Annotated in this window: 18 protein-coding genes, 1 tRNA gene and 1 pseudogene; 9 read left to right on the top strand and 11 right to left on the bottom strand. The window is 34.7% G+C overall.

What is annotated here, in order from left to right:
- Positions 1–68 precede the first annotated feature (68 nt).
- The 3 genes and pseudogenes from Cyrtocomes_RS02380 to Cyrtocomes_RS02370 all read left to right on the top strand — a co-directional run bounded on the left by Cyrtocomes_RS02380 (position 69) and on the right by Cyrtocomes_RS02370 (position 1,043).
- Positions 69–230: a hypothetical protein gene (locus Cyrtocomes_RS02380; RefSeq protein ID WP_322497612.1), complete on the top strand. Its 162-nt coding sequence runs from the start codon at positions 69–71 to the stop codon at positions 228–230.
- Between the two features lie 395 nt (positions 231–625).
- Positions 626–813: pseudogene (locus Cyrtocomes_RS06200) on the top strand (transposase); the annotation flags it as partial.
- A gap of 5 nt (positions 814–818) precedes the next feature.
- Positions 819–1,043, top strand: coding sequence for a transposase (locus tag Cyrtocomes_RS02370; protein WP_410519694.1), 225 nt, complete (start codon positions 819–821; stop codon positions 1,041–1,043).
- A 173-nt stretch (positions 1,044–1,216) separates the two neighbouring features.
- Here Cyrtocomes_RS02370 and ftsZ read toward each other — a convergent pair whose 3' ends face one another.
- The 4 genes from ftsZ to gatA all read right to left on the bottom strand — a co-directional run bounded on the left by ftsZ (position 1,217) and on the right by gatA (position 6,413).
- Positions 1,217–2,503 (bottom strand): cell division protein FtsZ, encoded by a 1,287-nt coding sequence (ftsZ, locus tag Cyrtocomes_RS02365; RefSeq protein ID WP_322497613.1) that lies wholly within the window; start codon positions 2,501–2,503, stop codon positions 1,217–1,219.
- A 55-nt stretch (positions 2,504–2,558) separates the two neighbouring features.
- Complete coding sequence (locus Cyrtocomes_RS02360; protein WP_322497610.1) at positions 2,559–3,296, bottom strand: response regulator; 738 nt, start codon at positions 3,294–3,296, stop codon at positions 2,559–2,561.
- Positions 3,297–3,521: 225 nt separating this feature from the next.
- On the bottom strand, positions 3,522–4,910 hold the full coding sequence (gene fumC, locus Cyrtocomes_RS02355; RefSeq protein WP_322497609.1) for a class II fumarate hydratase: 1,389 nt from the start codon (positions 4,908–4,910) through the stop codon (positions 3,522–3,524).
- A gap of 39 nt (positions 4,911–4,949) precedes the next feature.
- The gene (gene gatA / locus Cyrtocomes_RS02350; RefSeq protein WP_322497608.1) at positions 4,950–6,413 is read right to left on the bottom strand and encodes an Asp-tRNA(Asn)/Glu-tRNA(Gln) amidotransferase subunit GatA; all 1,464 of its coding nucleotides are present in this window, start codon (positions 6,411–6,413) and stop codon (positions 4,950–4,952) included.
- A 298-nt stretch (positions 6,414–6,711) separates the two neighbouring features.
- Between gatA and Cyrtocomes_RS02345 the strand changes: the two genes are divergently transcribed.
- A complete protein-coding gene (locus tag Cyrtocomes_RS02345; protein ID WP_322497607.1) occupies positions 6,712–7,551 on the top strand; it encodes a hypothetical protein in 840 nt (279 codons plus the stop codon).
- Positions 7,552–7,674: 123 nt separating this feature from the next.
- Here Cyrtocomes_RS02345 and Cyrtocomes_RS02340 read toward each other — a convergent pair whose 3' ends face one another.
- The 3 genes from Cyrtocomes_RS02340 to fabZ are packed head-to-tail and all read right to left on the bottom strand — an operon-like array spanning position 7,675 to position 9,814.
- Entirely contained in the window at positions 7,675–8,547 is an 873-nt protein-coding gene (locus Cyrtocomes_RS02340; protein WP_322497606.1) for a DMT family transporter, read from the bottom strand.
- 11 nt (positions 8,548–8,558) lie between these two features.
- Positions 8,559–9,374 carry a hypothetical protein gene (locus Cyrtocomes_RS02335; RefSeq protein WP_322497605.1) on the bottom strand — a complete coding sequence of 272 codons (816 nt, stop codon included), beginning with the start codon at positions 9,372–9,374 and terminating at the stop codon, positions 8,559–8,561.
- An 8-nt stretch (positions 9,375–9,382) separates the two neighbouring features.
- A complete protein-coding gene (fabZ, locus tag Cyrtocomes_RS02330) occupies positions 9,383–9,814 on the bottom strand; it encodes a 3-hydroxyacyl-ACP dehydratase FabZ (RefSeq protein ID WP_322497604.1) in 432 nt (143 codons plus the stop codon).
- A gap of 121 nt (positions 9,815–9,935) precedes the next feature.
- Here fabZ and Cyrtocomes_RS02325 point away from each other — a divergent pair, with 121 nt between their 5' ends.
- Both Cyrtocomes_RS02325 and Cyrtocomes_RS02320 read left to right on the top strand, forming a co-directional pair.
- Positions 9,936–10,484, top strand: coding sequence for a disulfide bond formation protein B (locus Cyrtocomes_RS02325; RefSeq protein ID WP_322497603.1), 549 nt, complete (start codon positions 9,936–9,938; stop codon positions 10,482–10,484).
- Positions 10,485–10,488: 4 nt separating this feature from the next.
- On the top strand, positions 10,489–10,986 hold the full coding sequence (locus Cyrtocomes_RS02320; protein WP_322497602.1) for a demethoxyubiquinone hydroxylase family protein: 498 nt from the start codon (positions 10,489–10,491) through the stop codon (positions 10,984–10,986).
- Positions 10,987–11,882: 896 nt separating this feature from the next.
- On the opposite strand, the gene Cyrtocomes_RS02315 is transcribed toward Cyrtocomes_RS02320, so the two are convergent.
- Positions 11,883–13,277: a M23 family metallopeptidase gene (locus Cyrtocomes_RS02315; protein ID WP_322497601.1), complete on the bottom strand. Its 1,395-nt coding sequence runs from the start codon at positions 13,275–13,277 to the stop codon at positions 11,883–11,885.
- 275 nt (positions 13,278–13,552) lie between these two features.
- On the opposite strand from Cyrtocomes_RS02315, the gene Cyrtocomes_RS02310 reads away from it, so the two are divergent.
- Positions 13,553–13,624, top strand: a tRNA-Asn gene (locus Cyrtocomes_RS02310).
- Between the two features lie 64 nt (positions 13,625–13,688).
- Positions 13,689–14,282: an L-threonylcarbamoyladenylate synthase gene (locus Cyrtocomes_RS02305; RefSeq protein ID WP_322497600.1), complete on the top strand. Its 594-nt coding sequence runs from the start codon at positions 13,689–13,691 to the stop codon at positions 14,280–14,282.
- Positions 14,283–14,288: 6 nt separating this feature from the next.
- On the opposite strand, the gene Cyrtocomes_RS02300 is transcribed toward Cyrtocomes_RS02305, so the two are convergent.
- The 3 genes from Cyrtocomes_RS02300 to Cyrtocomes_RS02290 form a co-directional block, all read right to left on the bottom strand.
- On the bottom strand, positions 14,289–14,906 hold the full coding sequence (locus tag Cyrtocomes_RS02300) for a phosphatidylglycerophosphatase A family protein (RefSeq protein ID WP_322497599.1): 618 nt from the start codon (positions 14,904–14,906) through the stop codon (positions 14,289–14,291).
- A 100-nt stretch (positions 14,907–15,006) separates the two neighbouring features.
- Entirely contained in the window at positions 15,007–15,495 is a 489-nt protein-coding gene (gene ispF / locus Cyrtocomes_RS02295; RefSeq protein ID WP_322497598.1) for a 2-C-methyl-D-erythritol 2,4-cyclodiphosphate synthase, read from the bottom strand.
- A gap of 36 nt (positions 15,496–15,531) precedes the next feature.
- Positions 15,532–15,900 (bottom strand): dihydroneopterin aldolase, encoded by a 369-nt coding sequence (locus tag Cyrtocomes_RS02290; protein ID WP_322497597.1) that lies wholly within the window; start codon positions 15,898–15,900, stop codon positions 15,532–15,534.
- A 54-nt stretch (positions 15,901–15,954) separates the two neighbouring features.
- Here Cyrtocomes_RS02290 and Cyrtocomes_RS02285 point away from each other — a divergent pair, with 54 nt between their 5' ends.
- Positions 15,955–17,673 (top strand): RelA/SpoT family protein, encoded by a 1,719-nt coding sequence (locus Cyrtocomes_RS02285; protein ID WP_322497596.1) that lies wholly within the window; start codon positions 15,955–15,957, stop codon positions 17,671–17,673.
- Positions 17,674–17,855: the final 182 nt, after the last annotated feature.

Here is a 17,855-nt window from a genome sequence, read left to right as displayed (position 1 = left end):
TATAGCCTAGGCAAAAGAGGTTGATATAATAAGATGATAATATCATTGGTTAGTTATAATATTTTCGAATGGGAAGAGCGTATTCTCTTAGAGAAGAGGTAATTGAAAGTTTAAAAGCCTGTAAAGAAGATATATGTAGATTATATAAAATAAGCAGAGCAACCAGATATAGATGGAAAACAGATATGAAAATACTGGGAATTATAGGTCTAAAAAAGGATATCAGATAAAACCAATGACAATACAAGATTAAATTTAGGGAATTTATAGAGCAAAATAACGATAAAAGCAGTGAAGAGCTCTCATTTTTATGGCCACAGAAGGTATGCAGACGCACAATATAAAAGAATAGATTATGGTTATACGAAGAGAGATGCTGGTAAGAGATAGGTTTATAAAAGAAATTAGCAAGATGGACAGTGGTATATATTATAGATGAATAGAAGATAATCAATTATGTATTTTAGTAGAGTTGGGAGTAGATGTTATGATGAATTCAGACATAAAGAGAGAATATATCAATGATTGCAGCATTAAACAGCGGTTTGCTCCAATGATTGTTTACTGCAATTCTGATGTATTTATGATCTATGTTAAAGAATTCTTAGTTAAGGAATTAAAGAGAGGTCAAGTTGTTGTTATGGATGACATAAAGTTTCATAAGAATGCAGATGTAATAGAGGAGATTAAGTCAGTAGTTGGATGCGAAGTATTGTTTTTAACTCACCAGATTTAAACCCAATTGAGCATTATTGGTTTAAGATTAAGCATTTAGTTAGAAAATATAGAAGAAAATTTGTACAGACACCCTAGCTTATGTGCTAAAAACTGTCTCAACCTCTTTTGACAGCTATACTTCATTTCATAAGTCTCAGAAGACAAAAGAGCTTATAGAATCAGTTAAATGTAGAGTAATTTTCTTACCGCCATATTCTCCTGATTTGAATCCAATAGAAAAATTCTGGGCTAATATGAAAATGTGGCTTGAATATAATATAGTAATTTTTAATGAACTATTCGATGCTATTTCTTGCTTTTTTTAAAACACCTAATTCAACCTAAATTACTATACTTCAGCTTAATTCACTATAAATGAAAATACTCTAAAATTAATGCTCTTTTACTGCAAATTAGCTAAATTTGATATGTGCTAAATTCGATATGTGACCAGATATAAAAATCTTTCTAAAGATAAATGGGCTCCAATATCATATACTTAAAATAGGTTTTTTTTCCTGAAAAATGCCGGAATATCGAATAGTTCGCCCATCGGTTTATTTTTCTTTTTTATTTTTTGCTGGTCAAGCTTCTCAACCTTATCTTCAATCAATGTATCACCAACCTCCTCATCGGTCGGCACTATTGGCTCTGGTAGTACAATAGAAGTCTTGAATTTTTCCTCTATATTTAAAAATCTTTCAGAGATATGTGGGGTATCATTTTTTAAGGCTCTTCGTATCTCATTTTTATGAGTACTTGCGGCAGAAACAATACTATCATCACTTTCTTCATCACTTTCCTCATCCTTTTCTTCGAGCCCACCAATTCCAGTTGCTACAACAGAGACGGATATCTTGCCCTCAAATGAAGGATCAAAAGCAGAACCAAATATTATATCCGCTTCTTTACTAACCTCTTCTTTAACTCGAGTCGCAGCTTCATCTACCTCAAATAAGGTCATATCCATTCCGCCAGTAATATTTACCAATATACCCTTCGCACCTTTTATAGAAGGTATATCCAATAATGGATTTGATATAGCTGCCATTGCTGCATCTTTTGCTCGATTCTCCCCATCTGCAATTCCAACACCCATCATGGCCCTACCCTTTTTTTGCATAATTGCGTATATGTCTGCAAAATCTAAATTAATCAAACCTGGTGTAACTATAAGATCAGTAATACTTTTGACACCACAGAGCAAGACATTATCTACCATCTTAAAGGCTTCAGTTAATGTTGTTTTTTCATTCGAGACCCTAAAAAGGTTTTGATTAGGTATTATTATCAATGTATTAACATGCTTCTCTAGTTCTATTAGACCAGCTTCAGCAGTTTTCATTATTTGAAGCCCCTCAAAAGAGAATGGCTTTGCAACAACTGCAATTGTTAAAATATCCATGGCTTTTGCTATCTCCGCTATTACAGGAGAGGCCCCCGTACCAGTGCCACCACCCATACCAGCAGTAATAAACAACATATTACACCCCTCAAGCAAGGCCTTTATTTCATTCCTTGATTCTTCTGCAGCCTCCCTGCCAACCTTGGGGTTTGAGCCAGCACCAAGACCACGCGTCAACGTAGCGCCAATTTGCAATTTATTTTCACACGGCGATTTAAATAGTGCCTGAGCATCAGTGTTTAGCACAAAAAACTCAACACCAGGAATACCGTTAATAAGCATATTATTAACCGCATTACCACCAGCACCACCGACGCCAAAAACGCAAATTTTAGGACTCAAATCTGGGGTATCAGAAATCTCTATCCTCACATTTAGAATAGCAGTAAAAGTTCCACTTATTATGAATGTGGCATAATAACATAAAAAACATTAATTAACCACCTTGTGACTCACTTTGTTTTACATTTTTTGGCATCTGCAATTTATACCCAGCAAGACGTACAGTCCTTATTATATCAAAATCATCATTGCTTGCTGTTAAAAGCGCTTTTCTAAGCCTTGTTATATGAACATCTACAGTTCTATAATTCACTTCTGTCCTACCCTCCCATACCTTTTGTATCAACTCGTTTCTATTAAGAACAGTGCCAGGTCTCTCCATCATTATTTGTAAAATTTGAAATTCTATTGGCGCAAGCTTTATCTCTTTGCTATTTCTAACTACGGCACAACTCTCAAGCCGCATTTCTACATCATAAAAACGTAAAATACTCTCGGAGAATGCAGGTCTTATCCTTCTAAAGACAGACTTAATCCTTGAGATCAATTCAAGTGGAGAAAATGGCTTCGAAATGTAATCATCAGCTCCAGCATCAAATCCAGCAACCTTATCCATATCATGATTCTTTGCAGTTAGCATTATTACAGGTATATTCTTTGTGCTCTTCAATGCGCGCATCTCTCTACACACATCTATACCACTCTTACCGCCAAGCACCCAATCAAGTATAACAAGATCAGGGTGACACTGAAGAATTTTGTTCATAGCCTCTTCACCACTTTCTATAATATGCACAGCATAACCATTTTTTCTCAAATTATAAGAAAGTACAGTTGAGACAGCTTTATCGTCCTCAACCAAGAGTATAACAGGTTTAACTACATCGGCCATAATACTAGACTAACTAATTCAATATATTAAGTAAATACCCAAGTGAAGCTGCATAAAAACTATAAACAAAAAGTTGTATAAAAGGGCCTACAAACACATTTTTGTGTGAATATCACAGCTACAAGAAATAAACAATTACATATAATGGCAATAAATGCACGTATAAATATATTAAACCTTAATAATACGATTACTCGCAATTATCAAGTAATATTACGATATATTTTAAGCCTCTGGTAATATCATATGCGCGGGGTCAACCATGGATTGAAACTCCTCTTTCGATAGCACTCTACTTTTAATAGAGGCCTCCTCTAGACTGATATCGTTATCATAAGCATACTTGGCAAGCTTAGCAGCCACATCATACCCAAAACGTTTTGCTATAGGCGTAACTAACATCAATGAGTTATGTAAAAACTTATCTATATTTTTAAAATTAGCTTTTATACCAGCAATACAATGAGATCTAAAACTGTTAAGGGAATCAGATAATAATTCTATGGATTGCAACAATGAATATATCATTAATGGTCTAAAAACATTCAACTGCAAGTGACCACTTGAACCGCCTATGCTTATAGAGGTGTGGTTACCCATAATCTTAGCACATACCATAGTAATGGCTTCACACTGTGTTGGATTTATCTTCCCAGGCATTATGGAAGACCCAGGCTCGTTTGCTGGCAACGATATTTCTGCAATTCCGCATCTAGGGCCGGAGGAAAGTATCCTAATATCATTTGCTATCTTCATTACACTGCATGCAACGGTATTTAATGCACCACTTAATTCTACTATTGCATCACTAGCTGCAAGCGCCTCAAACTTATTCTCTGCACTGGTAAAACTATAGCCAAGCTCATTTGATAAGGCCTGTGAAAATTTTTCCGCAAAACCCTTCTTTGTATTTATTCCAGTACCAACAGCCGTGCCGCCCTGTGCAATCATTAGCAACCTCCCCATACACGCCTCTATCCTCTCTATAGAATATTTCATTTGATATGCGTATGAAGAAAATTCCTGTCCCAATGTGATTGGCGTAGCATCCTGCATATGCGTCCTTCCTATTTTTATGATATGATCGAATTCCTTAACTTTAGCGTCAAAGCACTCTCTCATTTCCATCAATGATGGAATCAGCTTCTCCCGTATATGTATTACGGAGGCAATATGCATGGCAGTTGGGAACGTATCATTAGAAGACTGCCCCATATTTACATGATCATTTGGATGTACTGGTGATTTGCTACCAGGCTTACCGCCCATCATCTCTATTGCCCTATTAGAGATAACTTCATTCACATTCATATTGGTTTGAGTACCAGAGCCCGTTTGCCATACTGATAGCGGGAAATGCTCATCTAATTTACCTTCTATTACCTCGTTTGCAGCCTTAATTATATAGCTCGCAATATTTTTATCCAAACCAGCAATTTCGCTGTTCACAATAGCAGATACCTTTTTTATTGTTGCTATCGCCTTGATAAGGGGCAACGGCATCTTTTCATTTCCTATTTTGAAATTTTCTAAAGAGCGCTGAGTTTGCGCCCCCCAGTATTTATCTGAGGGTACATTAACCACCCCCATTGTATCACTTTCCGTTCTAAACATAATAGTTTATAGTAATATTGGACCATAGGGTCCATCTTACTATAGGAATGGAAATTGCGCAGCAGTTTCTATTTTATGAGCAATTTTAAACATGGAAGCCTCATCAAAAGGTTTGCTTATTATTTGCAAACCAAGTGGTAAACCACCATCTCCCAATACTGTAGGCACAGAAATACCGGGAAGGCCCGCTAAATTTGCTACTACAGTAAATATATCGTTCAAATACATAAGTACCGGATCAGTCGGCTGATTCTCTGTATCAAATGCAACCGAAGGCGCTGTTGGAACAAGTATAGCATCAACTTGCTCAAATGCATTCAGGAAATCATTCTGTATTAACCTCCTTACCTTCTGAGCCTTAACAAATGAAGAATCATATTCTGACGAAGAGAGTATATAATTACCAAGCAACATCCTTCTTTTGACCTCAATACCAAAGCCGCCCCCCCTTGATTCTGAAACTAACTCTTCAAAATTTTTAGCCTCTTTTGGTCTATAGCCATACCTTACACCATCATACCTGGAGAAATTAGAATATGCCTCCGCAGGGGCAATTACATAATATACCGCCAATGAATATTTGGTGTGCGGCAAAGATATATCTACAATCTGAGCCCCAGCATCTTTTAGATATTCCTTACCTTTATTCCATAAAGAAAGTATCTCATCACTAATCCCATCAATTATGTATTCTTTAGGAATGCCTATTTTCATACCGGATATTGAATTTTTGACAGATGATACAAAATTCGGCACTGGCTCCGGTGATGTAGTTGGATCTTTCTCATCTACACCACAAATTTTTTCAAAAAGTATTGCGCAATCCTCAACAGAGCGTGCAAATACACCGGCCTGATCTAACGAACTAGCAAATGATATAATGCCATACCTTGAGCATCTACCGTATGTAGGCTTCGCCCCAACTATTCCACAAAATGATGCAGGTTGCCTAACAGAGCCACCGGTATCAGTTCCAAGAGAAGCAACGCATGCTCTTGCCGCAACAGCTGCAGCAGAGCCACCTGATGAGCCTCCAGGAACCATTTTTAAATTTGGATTATCATTCCTTTTCCAAGGGTTCAACGCCGCCCCAAAATAGCTATGACAATTAGATGAGCCCATTGCAAATTCATCCATATTAGCCTTTCCAATCATAACGGCCCCATGCTTAAATAGCCTATCTGTTACCGTAGATTCATATGGCGGGATAAAATTTTCCAGCATTTTTGAGCATGCAGTAGTTCTGATACCTTCTGTACAGAATATATCTTTAACAGCAATAGGTATCCCATCTAACGAAAATTCGCGAGATCTTGCATAGCGCTCATCAGATTCTTTTGCTTGCTTCAACGCAAGATCAAAAGTTTCATATACATACATATTTAGATCTCTACATTCCTGGGCGCGCTCTATATATGCCTTAGCAAGCTCAATGGCAGAAATTTTTCTTATTTTTAGAGCAGAAATTAACTCTCTAATACCCCAGGATAAAAGCTCTTTCATCTACGAAATTGACAAAACATCTATACCAGCTCGTTATATGAAAGAAAAAAGCATATATCAATGGCCGCAACTAAATTGAAAGTTTAAACATACAATCTTAACTACGGCAAATTACCCAAGATTTACACATAAAAACATTCATGGAATACAAGTATATATAGATAGATAACAAACATTAAGAGTTGCTTTAAAGCAACAAGAATCTAAAAACTTCAACTTCTTTAGTATTTTACCCTTGTGATCACATTGTAACTTTGCTAATAATCATCTATGTACTAAACTTTATTTATATTTTACAATGAGTAAAAAAATAATTTCTGTAGGCGTTGCGGCCCTACTCTGCTCAGGCGCATCTGCCTTTGCTATGACAAATACTAACGATGAAGATAAAATGGGCTTATTAGTAACTGGCTCACTTGGTGTTGGTAGCACATATAAATTTGGCGCTTATTTAGATGGAATGACACAAAACGCAACTTCCAAAGATAAACTTTCTAAAATAGAAGTACCGTTTGAAGATAGCGTAAGCAAATTTCCTTATGGCGTTGCAGGTGGTATAGAAGCCACATACCTTATGATGCCAAATATGGGTATTGGCTTGAATTTTGGTTATATGCATGAAATGGCAGCTAAACCTGCAAATACTTATGTAGGCGGCGCAAAAGAGGGTACTAGTGAAGTAAAATTCAGCATGGCTACAATAGGCCTGAATGCAAGATTCTGCACACACTTAACAGATTCTTTCTCAGTTGCATTTAAAGTTGGCCCAACACTTAATTGGACAAGAATTTTAAACGCTGCTGATATGTCATATCAATGGGCAGCTGACTCTGCTCTAGCTAAAGAAGACCCTAAGCAATCCGTTACCCGTAATGCAACTTTACCAGCAAATGCATCAAGAAGCTTTGAATCTGCACTTGGTATGAGAGCTGGCGCTGATTTCATGTTCCATCTTGATAGTGGTTTTATGGTCGGCTTATGCTATGAATATAATTTGGCAGAATTTAAAGCCGCGCTTAATGCAGCTGCAGATAAGATAAATGATACTGAGATAGGAAAGGGCGATGTATCAGGTGGTGGAAATTATAAGCTAACTGGCGCACACTATGTTGGAATTACAGCTGGTATGGCGTTTTAAGCTAATTTAATTAAAGATAAAGCCATGGGTGTTTTTGCGCGCATGGCTTTTTGCCTTTGTGGCAAGCCAAAGTGCCATAAAAACCGATGTAAGTTTCGTTACTTTTCTAAAATCACCGCATTATCAGCCCCTTTTGTATATGCAGGTAGATGAAATTATTATCAAACAAGCCCCAATAGCAGTCATATACCCAATTAATTCTGCATAAAGTATATAATCCATAATTGCGGAAAATATTAACCTAGTGAAATCAAACGGTATAACAACACTTATAGCCACACTTCTATATGCAATAGCCATCATAATAACTACAGCCAAATTAATTAGTGATATGACAACCAGGCCCAAGATAAGATTAGATTCTTGTAATACATAATGTTCTGTATCTTTAAATAGAATCAACACAACAAGGGCAATAAGGAATTTTATAAATTTTGGAAGAAATACAGCGGATGATATGCTGTAATTTGTAGACATTATTTTAAGTATCAACGCACTACAAGCCCATAAAAATGAAGCAAAAAGAGGATAAAAAGAATAAAGATTTAAATTTTTTGTTGGCCTTAAGATTGTTAAAGTACCAATAAAGCCAATAAACAATAGTACCCAGTGCATCCTTGATACCTTTTCTTTTAGAAAGATAGATGCTAAAAGAGTAATGAATAATGGTGTGGTAAAACTTATCGCAACACATTGTGATATCGATACTTTATCCAGTGCAGATATCCAAAATAAAAACCCTAATAACCCAACCCCACCTCTCAAAAAATTTAATAATGCTATCTTTTTATTATAAAACAGCATTTTTATTTCATTTTTTTTGAAAAAAACAACAGGGAGCATCACAAGCATGCCAAATGCGCTTATATAAAAGAACATTAAGACCCCACTGACATTACTGGAGATTAGATATTTTTGTAGATTGTTATTAATAACATTCAAAAAAGATGCCCCAATAATGAGTAGAACGCTCTGGGATTTATTATTCAAAGACATCACCGCTAATTTTAGCCACTTGAAGAGCGCAATTTACCAAAAACAGTTGATACAAGCATATCTGGTAACACAAATATAACAAATGGGAGCAATAGACCTTTTAAAAGCTCTATTGACCAGCTACTGATACCCAAAAGCTGAGTAAAGCTCAGAAGCTTAAATAAAGCAAGTGCTATAAAAAGAGAAGGAAATCTAGCAATTAATCCTTTTGGTAAATCTTTATCAAAAGTACCAGCGGCACCCAATGTGCAAGTCATAAACACAATGCTTATAAACATAATTATATGGTATTTCTGCAATATCTTGCAATCTCCTACCAAAAATAGTAATGAATAACTTAATAGTATTGTAAATACTATTACAACGTATCCAAGAACCCTATCTTTTTTCACCAATTGATGAGAGATCTGTATTAAAACATAACCTATCAGCGATATGCCAGCGCCCGCAAGCACATCATAATGTGAATGGAAATGGAAAAATTCATACGAGCCACAAATACTGATAATAAAAATCGGATAAAGCATATATAAAACCGCCCCCCATCTTTTTAAGCCTATTGCAAGACCAAAATATGGCATCGAGATTGAAACTGTATGAGTACTTGGGAATGAAAAATCTGATCTAGAATTTTTTAACAACGGATCTATTGTGACCATCCACCACGATTTTAGCATCCCAACAGGAGGAATAACCAAACATCTTATAAGCATAGAAAGAACAGCAATCCTCCTATCAACTATATAATAGATGAATATTAGTAACTCATTAGGACAATTAGTAAATAACCTGATTATATTATAATACTGCTCTAAAATATTCTGCATAAAAAATATCAAGCCATCATTGCAGAAAACTCAGCACGACATACTAAATCTTGCTCTACGAAAACCTCTCCTTTAAACTTCCAAAGACCTAATTTTGCCCCTACTTTTTGTATATCTATTTTTAAAACATCACCAGGTACAACTTTTTTTAGAAACTTAGCATTATCTATAGAGATAAAATAAGCTATCTTACCTTCTGGATTAGCATTACCATAAAGCGCTAAAACCGCAGCAGCCTGTGCCATTGCCTCAATAATTAAGACACCAGGCATCACAGCAAAACTTGGAAAATGACCAACAAGATAGGGCTCATTTGAAGATAGGCATTTTATAGCAGAAATACGCTCTTGAGGCGTTATCGAACTAACTCTATCTATCATCAAAAACGGCGATCTGTGTGGAATAATTTTCTTGATCTCTTCTATATTAATACCTTTCATATATACCAAGATTACTAGGAATAATCGAGCTTATACCCCTTAATATATAAAAATTCAACATATCATTTTCCTCAGTGAAAATTTTATGCTACCTTAGCTCCCTGAGAAACAAGGAATTCTGATGCAAAATAAGAGTAATTTATTATATAATTTTTCTTTTTTATCTAACATAGATAAGGCGTACCATATTGTGTCACGCATATGCCTTTTTGCATCCGTGTCCGCGCTGGTATCCGCATATTATGCAGAATATTTTCTGCAACTTGCACCGTGTAAACTGTGCTTGTATGAACGTGTACCATTTTTTGTTATGTTGATATCATCCCCATTTCTACTTGTGACTAAAAACATAAGATTTTATTTTATGTTTATAATACTATCCGCCTTATTCATAAATATATTATTATCTTTTTTTCATTTTGGAGTAGAACAGGGAATTTTTAAATATCAATCACTTTGTACCGGCTATATTGGAAATCCATCATCTGCTCAAGAGCTGATGATGATTGTCAAAGATGCGCCAATCGGAAACTGCTCCGTACCTGCCATAGAGATATTGGGCCTATCGCTTTCAATATGGAATGGATTATTTTGCTCATTTATCTTTGCATTAATTATACTAATCTTGGCCTATGCATATTCTAATAAAATCAAAAAAAGAGTATATTAAATCCTTGATCCGAGTAAACCATGCCGGAGAATATGGAGCAAAAAGGATATATGAGGGGCAATTGAAAGCGTTAAGTAGAAAATCGAATCATGACGTAATTAGTAAAATACAGCATATGAAGGAACAAGAATTAACCCATTTAAATTACTTTGAGGATTTAATGATAAAAAATGGCGCGCGCCCTTCTATATTTCATAATATTTGGCATATAGGGGCATTTGGAATTGGGTTTGTTTCTGCATTTCTAGGCAAAAATACCGCAATGGCCTGCACATCTGCGGTTGAAGAGGTGATTGACGAACATTATCAGGAGCAGATAAAAATATTAAAATCTATAGATAAAAATGAAATTGCAGATACAATAGAAAAGTTCAGGCTTGAAGAGCTTGAGCACAAAAAAATAGGAGATTCTTATAGCGCCACAGGCCTCGCTCAGATCGGAATGAAAATGGTCACAAGATTTATTACAAAAACCGCAATATTAATATCAAAGAGGGTATAATATTTTTATCAACCTTCTAATAATACTACCAAATTATCATATAGCTATTAAAGTTAAATTAGCATAATAAGATTAACAAGCTGTAATATAAGAAGTATTACGATATCTCAAATAAAACGGCTATATCTCTTCTTACAAATTTCAGATATCATGTTGGATATCTGGAGCCAGATCTCTTTCGTCCATTTTTATGAATAAATTTAATAAAATTAGAAGAAAAACTTCTTCGCTTTTCCCAAAGCTTATGGGCTTAAGATATAAAAAATCAGACATAGCCTTTCCCAGCATTATCCCAAACATCAAATATACCATTTGTTAACAGTTGATTTATAGCTACCCTTGAATAATTTTTTATGTTGATGGGTATTTGATAGCACTTATCTTCTTGAGGACCAATTATATAGCGAAGACAGTATAAAATAGCGCAATAATTACTCTAGCCTCTTAAGTCCTATTTAATATGAAGTTTTATACTTACTTAGCTATAATAAATAAAAAACGCAACGCTTTATATATAACTTTGAGGTATATAGATAATACCGCCTATGCTAATTCAGCCTAAATCACTATAGCCGAAAGCTTATTGATTATACTTCTTTATAAAAGCTTACCCAGTGTTATTTAGCAACGCTATAAATACTGCAATTATTGCGCAATTTCATAATAACTCAAAGCAATAACACAGCTTGATCACTACCAAGGTTCTTCCATAGACTTATTTAAACTTCCCTTTCTCTCTTATACCTAGAATTTGATTTTTAATATACTTCTTAGATTTTCAAATCTACCATTTATATTTTGCAATTATAAAGTAATTCAATATATCTCACCAACATCAAAATACTATACGATATTGCGCCAACCCTTACAAGATTAATTTATCCCCACAAAACCGCTCAACTCTTACCAATCATTTTAGTAAAATCCTCATAGCTTATCGAAGAACGATCGGCTAGCTTCACATTAACAGCATTTTTCACCGAGGAGACATAACTCTTAAAAGATTCCATACTTTTACTAGCAAGAATAAACTCATCCTTAACCTTGTTTGCCTTTGCTGGATTAATCTGAACGCCATTATAGTGAACTTCATAATGAAGGTGCGGATTCGTAGAATGCCCAGTATTACCAACAAACCCTATAATTTCACCCTGCCTCACCTTGCTACCTGGGCCCTTGCCTCTCGCAAACTTATTCATATGGGCATATAAAGTGGCATACCTGTTATTATGTACTATCTTAATATAATTCCCATAAGAGCAACTTCGATTCATGACCCTTATAACACCATCAGCAGCAGCAAGTATGGGTGTATTTATTCTTGCAGCATAATCCAGACCCTTATGCATTCTAGAGTATTTATGTATAGGATGCATTCTTCTTCCAAATCCAGAACTTATCACAGCGCCCTTTATAGGGGTTTTTAAAAACGGCTTCTTGATGCTATGCCCATCTTCATGAAAATACTTATGGCCCCCAGAATTAGGAGCATCATACTTATATATCGCAATGTTGTTATTTTGTGATTTGAGTTGGGCGTATAAAATATCCTTCACGCTATGAACCCTGCCATTCGAATCTTTCGATACCGAATAAACAACATTTAATTCACTTCCATGATAAACCTCTCTCTGAAGATCCAAGCTATGAGAAAATAATTCTAACAATGCAGAAAATGCCTTTTTATGCATCTGTATCTTGCTTGCAGTATTATATAAACTACTCTCAACCTTTCCTCTCATTATCACAACCTGGTCTTGCAATAGTAACGGCAACACCCTAGCTTTGTATAGATTGTTATGGTAGTTCACCTCTACACTAGAATCATCAAACTCTATTTTCATCTCTCGTATTATATTATCTTCTATATTTTTTAAATACGAAATGAAGACCTGCTTACCTGGCGCCAATCTATTAAGATGATAGACTTTATTGACAGAAGTGGATATAAAGTGTGCATTCTTACTATCTATCCCAGCACCCCTTAGTATAGATTGCATACTATCTCCCTTTTTTAGTTTAACAGAAACGTGTGAAGAGCTACTATCCTCAACAATATCTTGCGCATCATCTGAACCCTGTATGATGCTTTCTTGTTTTAATTCTTCATCTTTAGATAGCAGAGAACTCTCATTATCTTTACTAACATCGTCATCATAAGAGTTACTATTATAATTTTTAGATGCAGAAGAGTCTCTTTGTAAACCATTTCCAAATTTCTTTACAAAACGAACTGATACAAGGCCTGATATTAATAAAAAGCAAAAAATTAAGACATACTTATTGCTCAAATACCTTCGTATCATCTTCAAACACAAAAAATCTAAGAATAACGAGCTTTAAAAGAGATAATACAAAATCACATATACCCAAAGCTACAGGCTCAGTCGTAACACAATAATTAAATAAAACCAAGCAATAAAACTTGCCAGCACTTACCTAAATACAGATATAAAATAAAATAATATAATATAACAAACTATTATTTTAATATTTTTCTTTATGTTTTTTTCTTTGTTTAAGTAGACAGCTATATTTTATACTGTTATAAGTGCGTGAGCAGAGTTCCTCGGTAGCTCAGCGGCAGAGCAAGCGGCTGTTAACCGCTAGGTCGTAGGTTCGAATCCTTCCCGGGGAGCCTTTGTATGGTTCTTTATTCTTGTGCCCATTGGGTGATAGTTTCTCAGCACCTTGATACTTCCTTGAATTTTGCACAAAAAATTATAGATGATGGTGGCATAGTTATCGCTCAGACCGATACACTGTTTGGTCTTGTATGTGACGCAACAAATATTACCTCCCTTGATAAGCTGGCGGCCATTAAATGTAGAGAAAATGGTAAGCCGTTTCCTGTTTTTGTGAAAGATCAGAAATCCGCCGAAAATATAACTATATTTAATAGTCATGCTATTAAGTTGGCGAAGGCTTTTTGGCCAGGGCCACTGACAATTATTCTCAAGCTAAGAGAGAATTCATCCATGCCAAAAAAATACTTTAGTGAAACCATAGCACTAAGGGTCCCAAGAAATGATTTTTTGCTTAAGTTATTATATAATATAAAGCACCCTTTAACTGCCACAAGTGCTAATATTAGCAATGCGCAAGACCCAAAAAGTTTAGAGTTCCTATTAAGAGATGAAATTTTTCTTAAGATAGGAAACGCAATAATTGATGAGCACAATAATGTAAGCGAGGCTTCAACTTTAGTTGATTGCACAACTAAAGTTCTAAAAATAATCAGAATCGGCGCTATTAAAGAAGCGGATATACTTAACGCATCCAGAAGTAGATCTTAATCTATGTTAAAAACCATTGAAACTAAAATTCATAATTTGGTATATAATGTATGCAAATCCACCAGCCGCAAGGCCCGCCGCAATATCATCAACCATCACACCTAATGCACCTTTTAAATTTCTCTCAAACCATCTAATAATCAATGGCTTTCGTATATCAAAGTATCTAAAAAGAATAAACCCAATCAAGAATGCTCCTGTTTCATAATTTACGATCTTGTTGGAACTAAAAAACTTAATAGAAAGTTTATAAAAAAAGTCATTTGCTACAGAAAATGCTATTAATTGCCCAACCACCTCATCAATTACTATTGAACAGTGATCACCAACCATATGTGTACGCATATATCTACTTGCGCACTTTAACCCAAGCACAAATAACACAAGTGCTATAAGCGCAAAAGACAGTGAAAGCTCTTTTCCTGATAGTGAGCTCCTTATACAAAAAAGGTATATTGGATATGTAGAAAGTGAAGCGAGCGTACCTTGAGCCAAAGGCAGCGCACCTATATAAAACCACGTGGCTACCAGGCTGGAAAAAGAGTGTTGTATTTTTATCTTTTTGTTTTTTAACAACTTACGCATAGCATATGTAAAATCATATACAGATACATCAATCCACAAATGGCGATGAGATGAAAAATATACCTACAACATTACTAGCATAGGTAACTAAACACAAAGTCAAGAAACCTACTATGTTAAATGATCTTGTTATAGTAATTTATATCAAAACCATACAAATTGCCTGTGCTAATATTGCCTCTTGCCTTCCTATAATACCCACACCTTCAGATGTTGTGGCCTTGACACTAACTTTGGAAACATCCAATTCCAATATATTAGCTACATTTTGTCTAAGCTCATAGCTGCGAGACATGATCTTTGGCCTTTCGCATATAAGCGTTACATCAATGTTTACTATTTGCGCCCCAATTTCCTTTATTTTATGAAACACCTCCTTAAGCAATAAAGATGAACTTATTCCTTTATACTTTGGATCTGTATTCGGAAACAGGACACCTATATTTCCAAGCGCAAGCGCCCCTAAAAGGGCCTCTATGATTGCATGGAGGCCTATGTCACCATCTGAATGAGCTATTACCTTATACTTTGATTTAAATGGTACACCACACAAAAAAACCTCCTGCTCTGTTTCTGAGCACTCTATCTTATGAAGATCAAATCCAAAACCAACTCTTTGTACAGACATAAACAAAAAAATCTAATCATCTTGATCTTATCTAATCTATTGATCTTGAATTGTAAAGTCTATCTGGCCTGAAAATCCATCTATTGCTGGTGTTTTTTTCACAGTAATTGAAATTTTAAAGCTATCATTAAGGAACCCTTTTATATGTTCATATATTAATTGCCCAAACCTTTCTAAAAGAGAAACTTTCCATCCATTAAATCTCTTTATTATTGATTCTATAAGCTCCTTATAACAAAAAGTGTCTTTTATTTCATCCGTCATACAAGCTATTGTATTTCTAAGGTTGAAAATAGTAAGATCTATACTTATTTCTTGTATTTGTAGCCTCTCTTCCTGGCTTACCCCTATATACAAATACAACTTTATGTCTTTTATAACGTAATTATTACTTGTATTACACATATTAACTCATTAGCATAAATTTAATTAATAAATAAGCATTTTAAGGCGCGTACTATGTTTGACCTAATATCAAGGCAAAAAATGCCAGAAAACATATTTAAACTTAAGTGCAACTTAATGCAATTAATAAGCAAAACCCACCCAGAAACAGATCTATCTACGGTTGAGGGCGCTATACATTTTGCATATAACGCACATTATGGGCAATTTAGAAAATCTGGTGAAGAATACATAACTCACCCACTTGCAGTTGCTGAAATATTAGCGCAACAAGGCTTTGAAACAGTCTCAATAGTTACAGCAATATTGCATGATACAATAGAAGATACTTATGTTGAATACGATGATATAAAGAAACATTTTGGGCTTAAGATAGCAAAATTAGTAGAGGGCGTCAGTAAATTAGGAAAAATAAAATACGCACATATACAAATGCAGCAAGCTGAAAATATAAGAAAACTACTACTTGCTATGTCAGAAGATATAAGGGTGCTTTTAGTGAAACTGGCAGATAGAATCCACAACATGAGAACAATAAATAATATTCAAGATGAGCGCAAAAGGAGGAGGATAGCTAAAGAAACACTAGAGATATATTCAACTCTTGCCGAAAGAATGGGAATGAGGCAATTTAAAGAAGAACTACAAGATTTATCATTCCAAGTCTTGTTTCCGGATATTTTTGACTCAATAAAAAATAGGCTACTTCTCTTAAGTAAGAAAGGTAGCCCTTCTGTGGATATGATTAAAAAAGATATGTCATCTATAATGGAAAAATGCTCTATAGATGCAAAAATATCTGGAAGATTAAAAAGCATTTACTCTATATGGGGAAAAATGCAAAAAAAGAAAACAACATTTGAGCAATTATCTGATATCCTGGCATTCAGAATTATAGTCCCCAAAATAGAAGATTGTTATAGAGTAATTGGCGCGCTGCATTTGCATAAAAAATTTATACCAGGCACTTTTAAAGATTATATAAGCATTCCAAAGGAGAACGGTTATAGATCTTTACATACAGTAATAATAGATGATAATTTTCAGAGAATTGAGGTACAAATTAGGACAGAAGCAATGCATGATATTGCAGAGTTTGGAGTTGCCTCACACTGGTCATATAAACAAAATAAAAGCCTAGATTCTATTAATGAGATTTCACAATTTAAATGGATAAATCAGCTAATAGAGATGCTGAAAGATACTAAAAACCCAAAGGAATTTTTAGAAAGCGCAAAGCTTGAGATGTATAATGATAAAATATTTTGCTTCACACCAAACGGTAGTTTAATCTCTCTACCAAAAGGGGCTACAGCTATAGATTTTGCGTTTGCGATACATTCTGATCTCGGTTTACATTGCTCTAAAGCTTTAATTAATGGAAAGTCTGTTAAAATCACATCAAGGCTTCAAAGCGGAGATCAAGTTGAAATAGTTCCTGATTTTTCGTTATTAGTAAATAAATCATGGGAAAAATTAACTGTCACCTCTAAAGCACGAAATGCAATTAGGAAGTTCTTAAAACAGTTAAAGCACAATTGCAGATCAAATATAGGCAGAATACTGCTTATAAAATACTTAAAAGAAAAAAACAAAGCATACTCTAAGGAAAATATTCATCTGATTTTAAAACACTTTAATATAAATTCTCTTGCTGAGTTTTTATATTTCGTTGGTATTCAAAAAATACAAAGACAACATATAACAAATTGTATAGAGAACATGAAGCCAGATAAAGCGTTTTTATTATTGGGCATGAACGAAGATGTTTAGATAGTATAGATCAAAATTATTCAAGACCCATTAAGAAGCTACATGAATTTGAAAATTTTCAGACCTCATAACTGGCGCAATACTAACTATATAGCTAACTCAATATAAAACGTCATATAAAATAAGAGTTAAAAAGCTAGAGCAATGTGTGGAGCGGCGGATTTGCTTTGCCTGAGTCCATT

The organism is Candidatus Cyrtobacter comes, assembly GCF_034470605.1.
Lineage (GTDB): Bacteria > Pseudomonadota > Alphaproteobacteria > Rickettsiales > Midichloriaceae > Cyrtobacter > Cyrtobacter comes.
The sequence above is the reverse complement of the archived record's forward strand: the minus strand, read 5'-3'. Positions and strand labels throughout refer to the sequence as shown.

What these genes read in the sequence shown, in the direction of transcription:
- Cyrtocomes_RS02290 (WP_322497597.1), bottom strand. Translation starts at nt 15,900, where the DNA reads ATGTGTAATACAAGTAATAATTACGTTATAAAAGACATAAAGTTGTAT.
- Cyrtocomes_RS02345 (WP_322497607.1), top strand. Translation starts at nt 6,712, where the DNA reads ATGAGTAAAAAAATAATTTCTGTAGGCGTTGCGGCCCTACTCTGCTCA.
- fumC (WP_322497609.1), bottom strand. Translation starts at nt 4,910, where the DNA reads ATGTTTAGAACGGAAAGTGATACAATGGGGGTGGTTAATGTACCCTCA.
- Cyrtocomes_RS02360 (WP_322497610.1), bottom strand. Translation starts at nt 3,296, where the DNA reads ATGGCCGATGTAGTTAAACCTGTTATACTCTTGGTTGAGGACGATAAA.
- Cyrtocomes_RS02380 (WP_322497612.1), top strand. Translation starts at nt 69, where the DNA reads ATGGGAAGAGCGTATTCTCTTAGAGAAGAGGTAATTGAAAGTTTAAAA.
- Cyrtocomes_RS02340 (WP_322497606.1), bottom strand. Translation starts at nt 8,547, where the DNA reads ATGTCTTTGAATAATAAATCCCAGAGCGTTCTACTCATTATTGGGGCA.
- Cyrtocomes_RS02285 (WP_322497596.1), top strand. Translation starts at nt 15,955, where the DNA reads ATGTTTGACCTAATATCAAGGCAAAAAATGCCAGAAAACATATTTAAA.
- ispF (WP_322497598.1), bottom strand. Translation starts at nt 15,495, where the DNA reads ATGTCTGTACAAAGAGTTGGTTTTGGATTTGATCTTCATAAGATAGAG.
- gatA (WP_322497608.1), bottom strand. Translation starts at nt 6,413, where the DNA reads ATGAAAGAGCTTTTATCCTGGGGTATTAGAGAGTTAATTTCTGCTCTA.
- fabZ (WP_322497604.1), bottom strand. Translation starts at nt 9,814, where the DNA reads ATGAAAGGTATTAATATAGAAGAGATCAAGAAAATTATTCCACACAGA.
- Cyrtocomes_RS02325 (WP_322497603.1), top strand. Translation starts at nt 9,936, where the DNA reads ATGCAAAATAAGAGTAATTTATTATATAATTTTTCTTTTTTATCTAAC.
- Cyrtocomes_RS02335 (WP_322497605.1), bottom strand. Translation starts at nt 9,374, where the DNA reads ATGCAGAATATTTTAGAGCAGTATTATAATATAATCAGGTTATTTACT.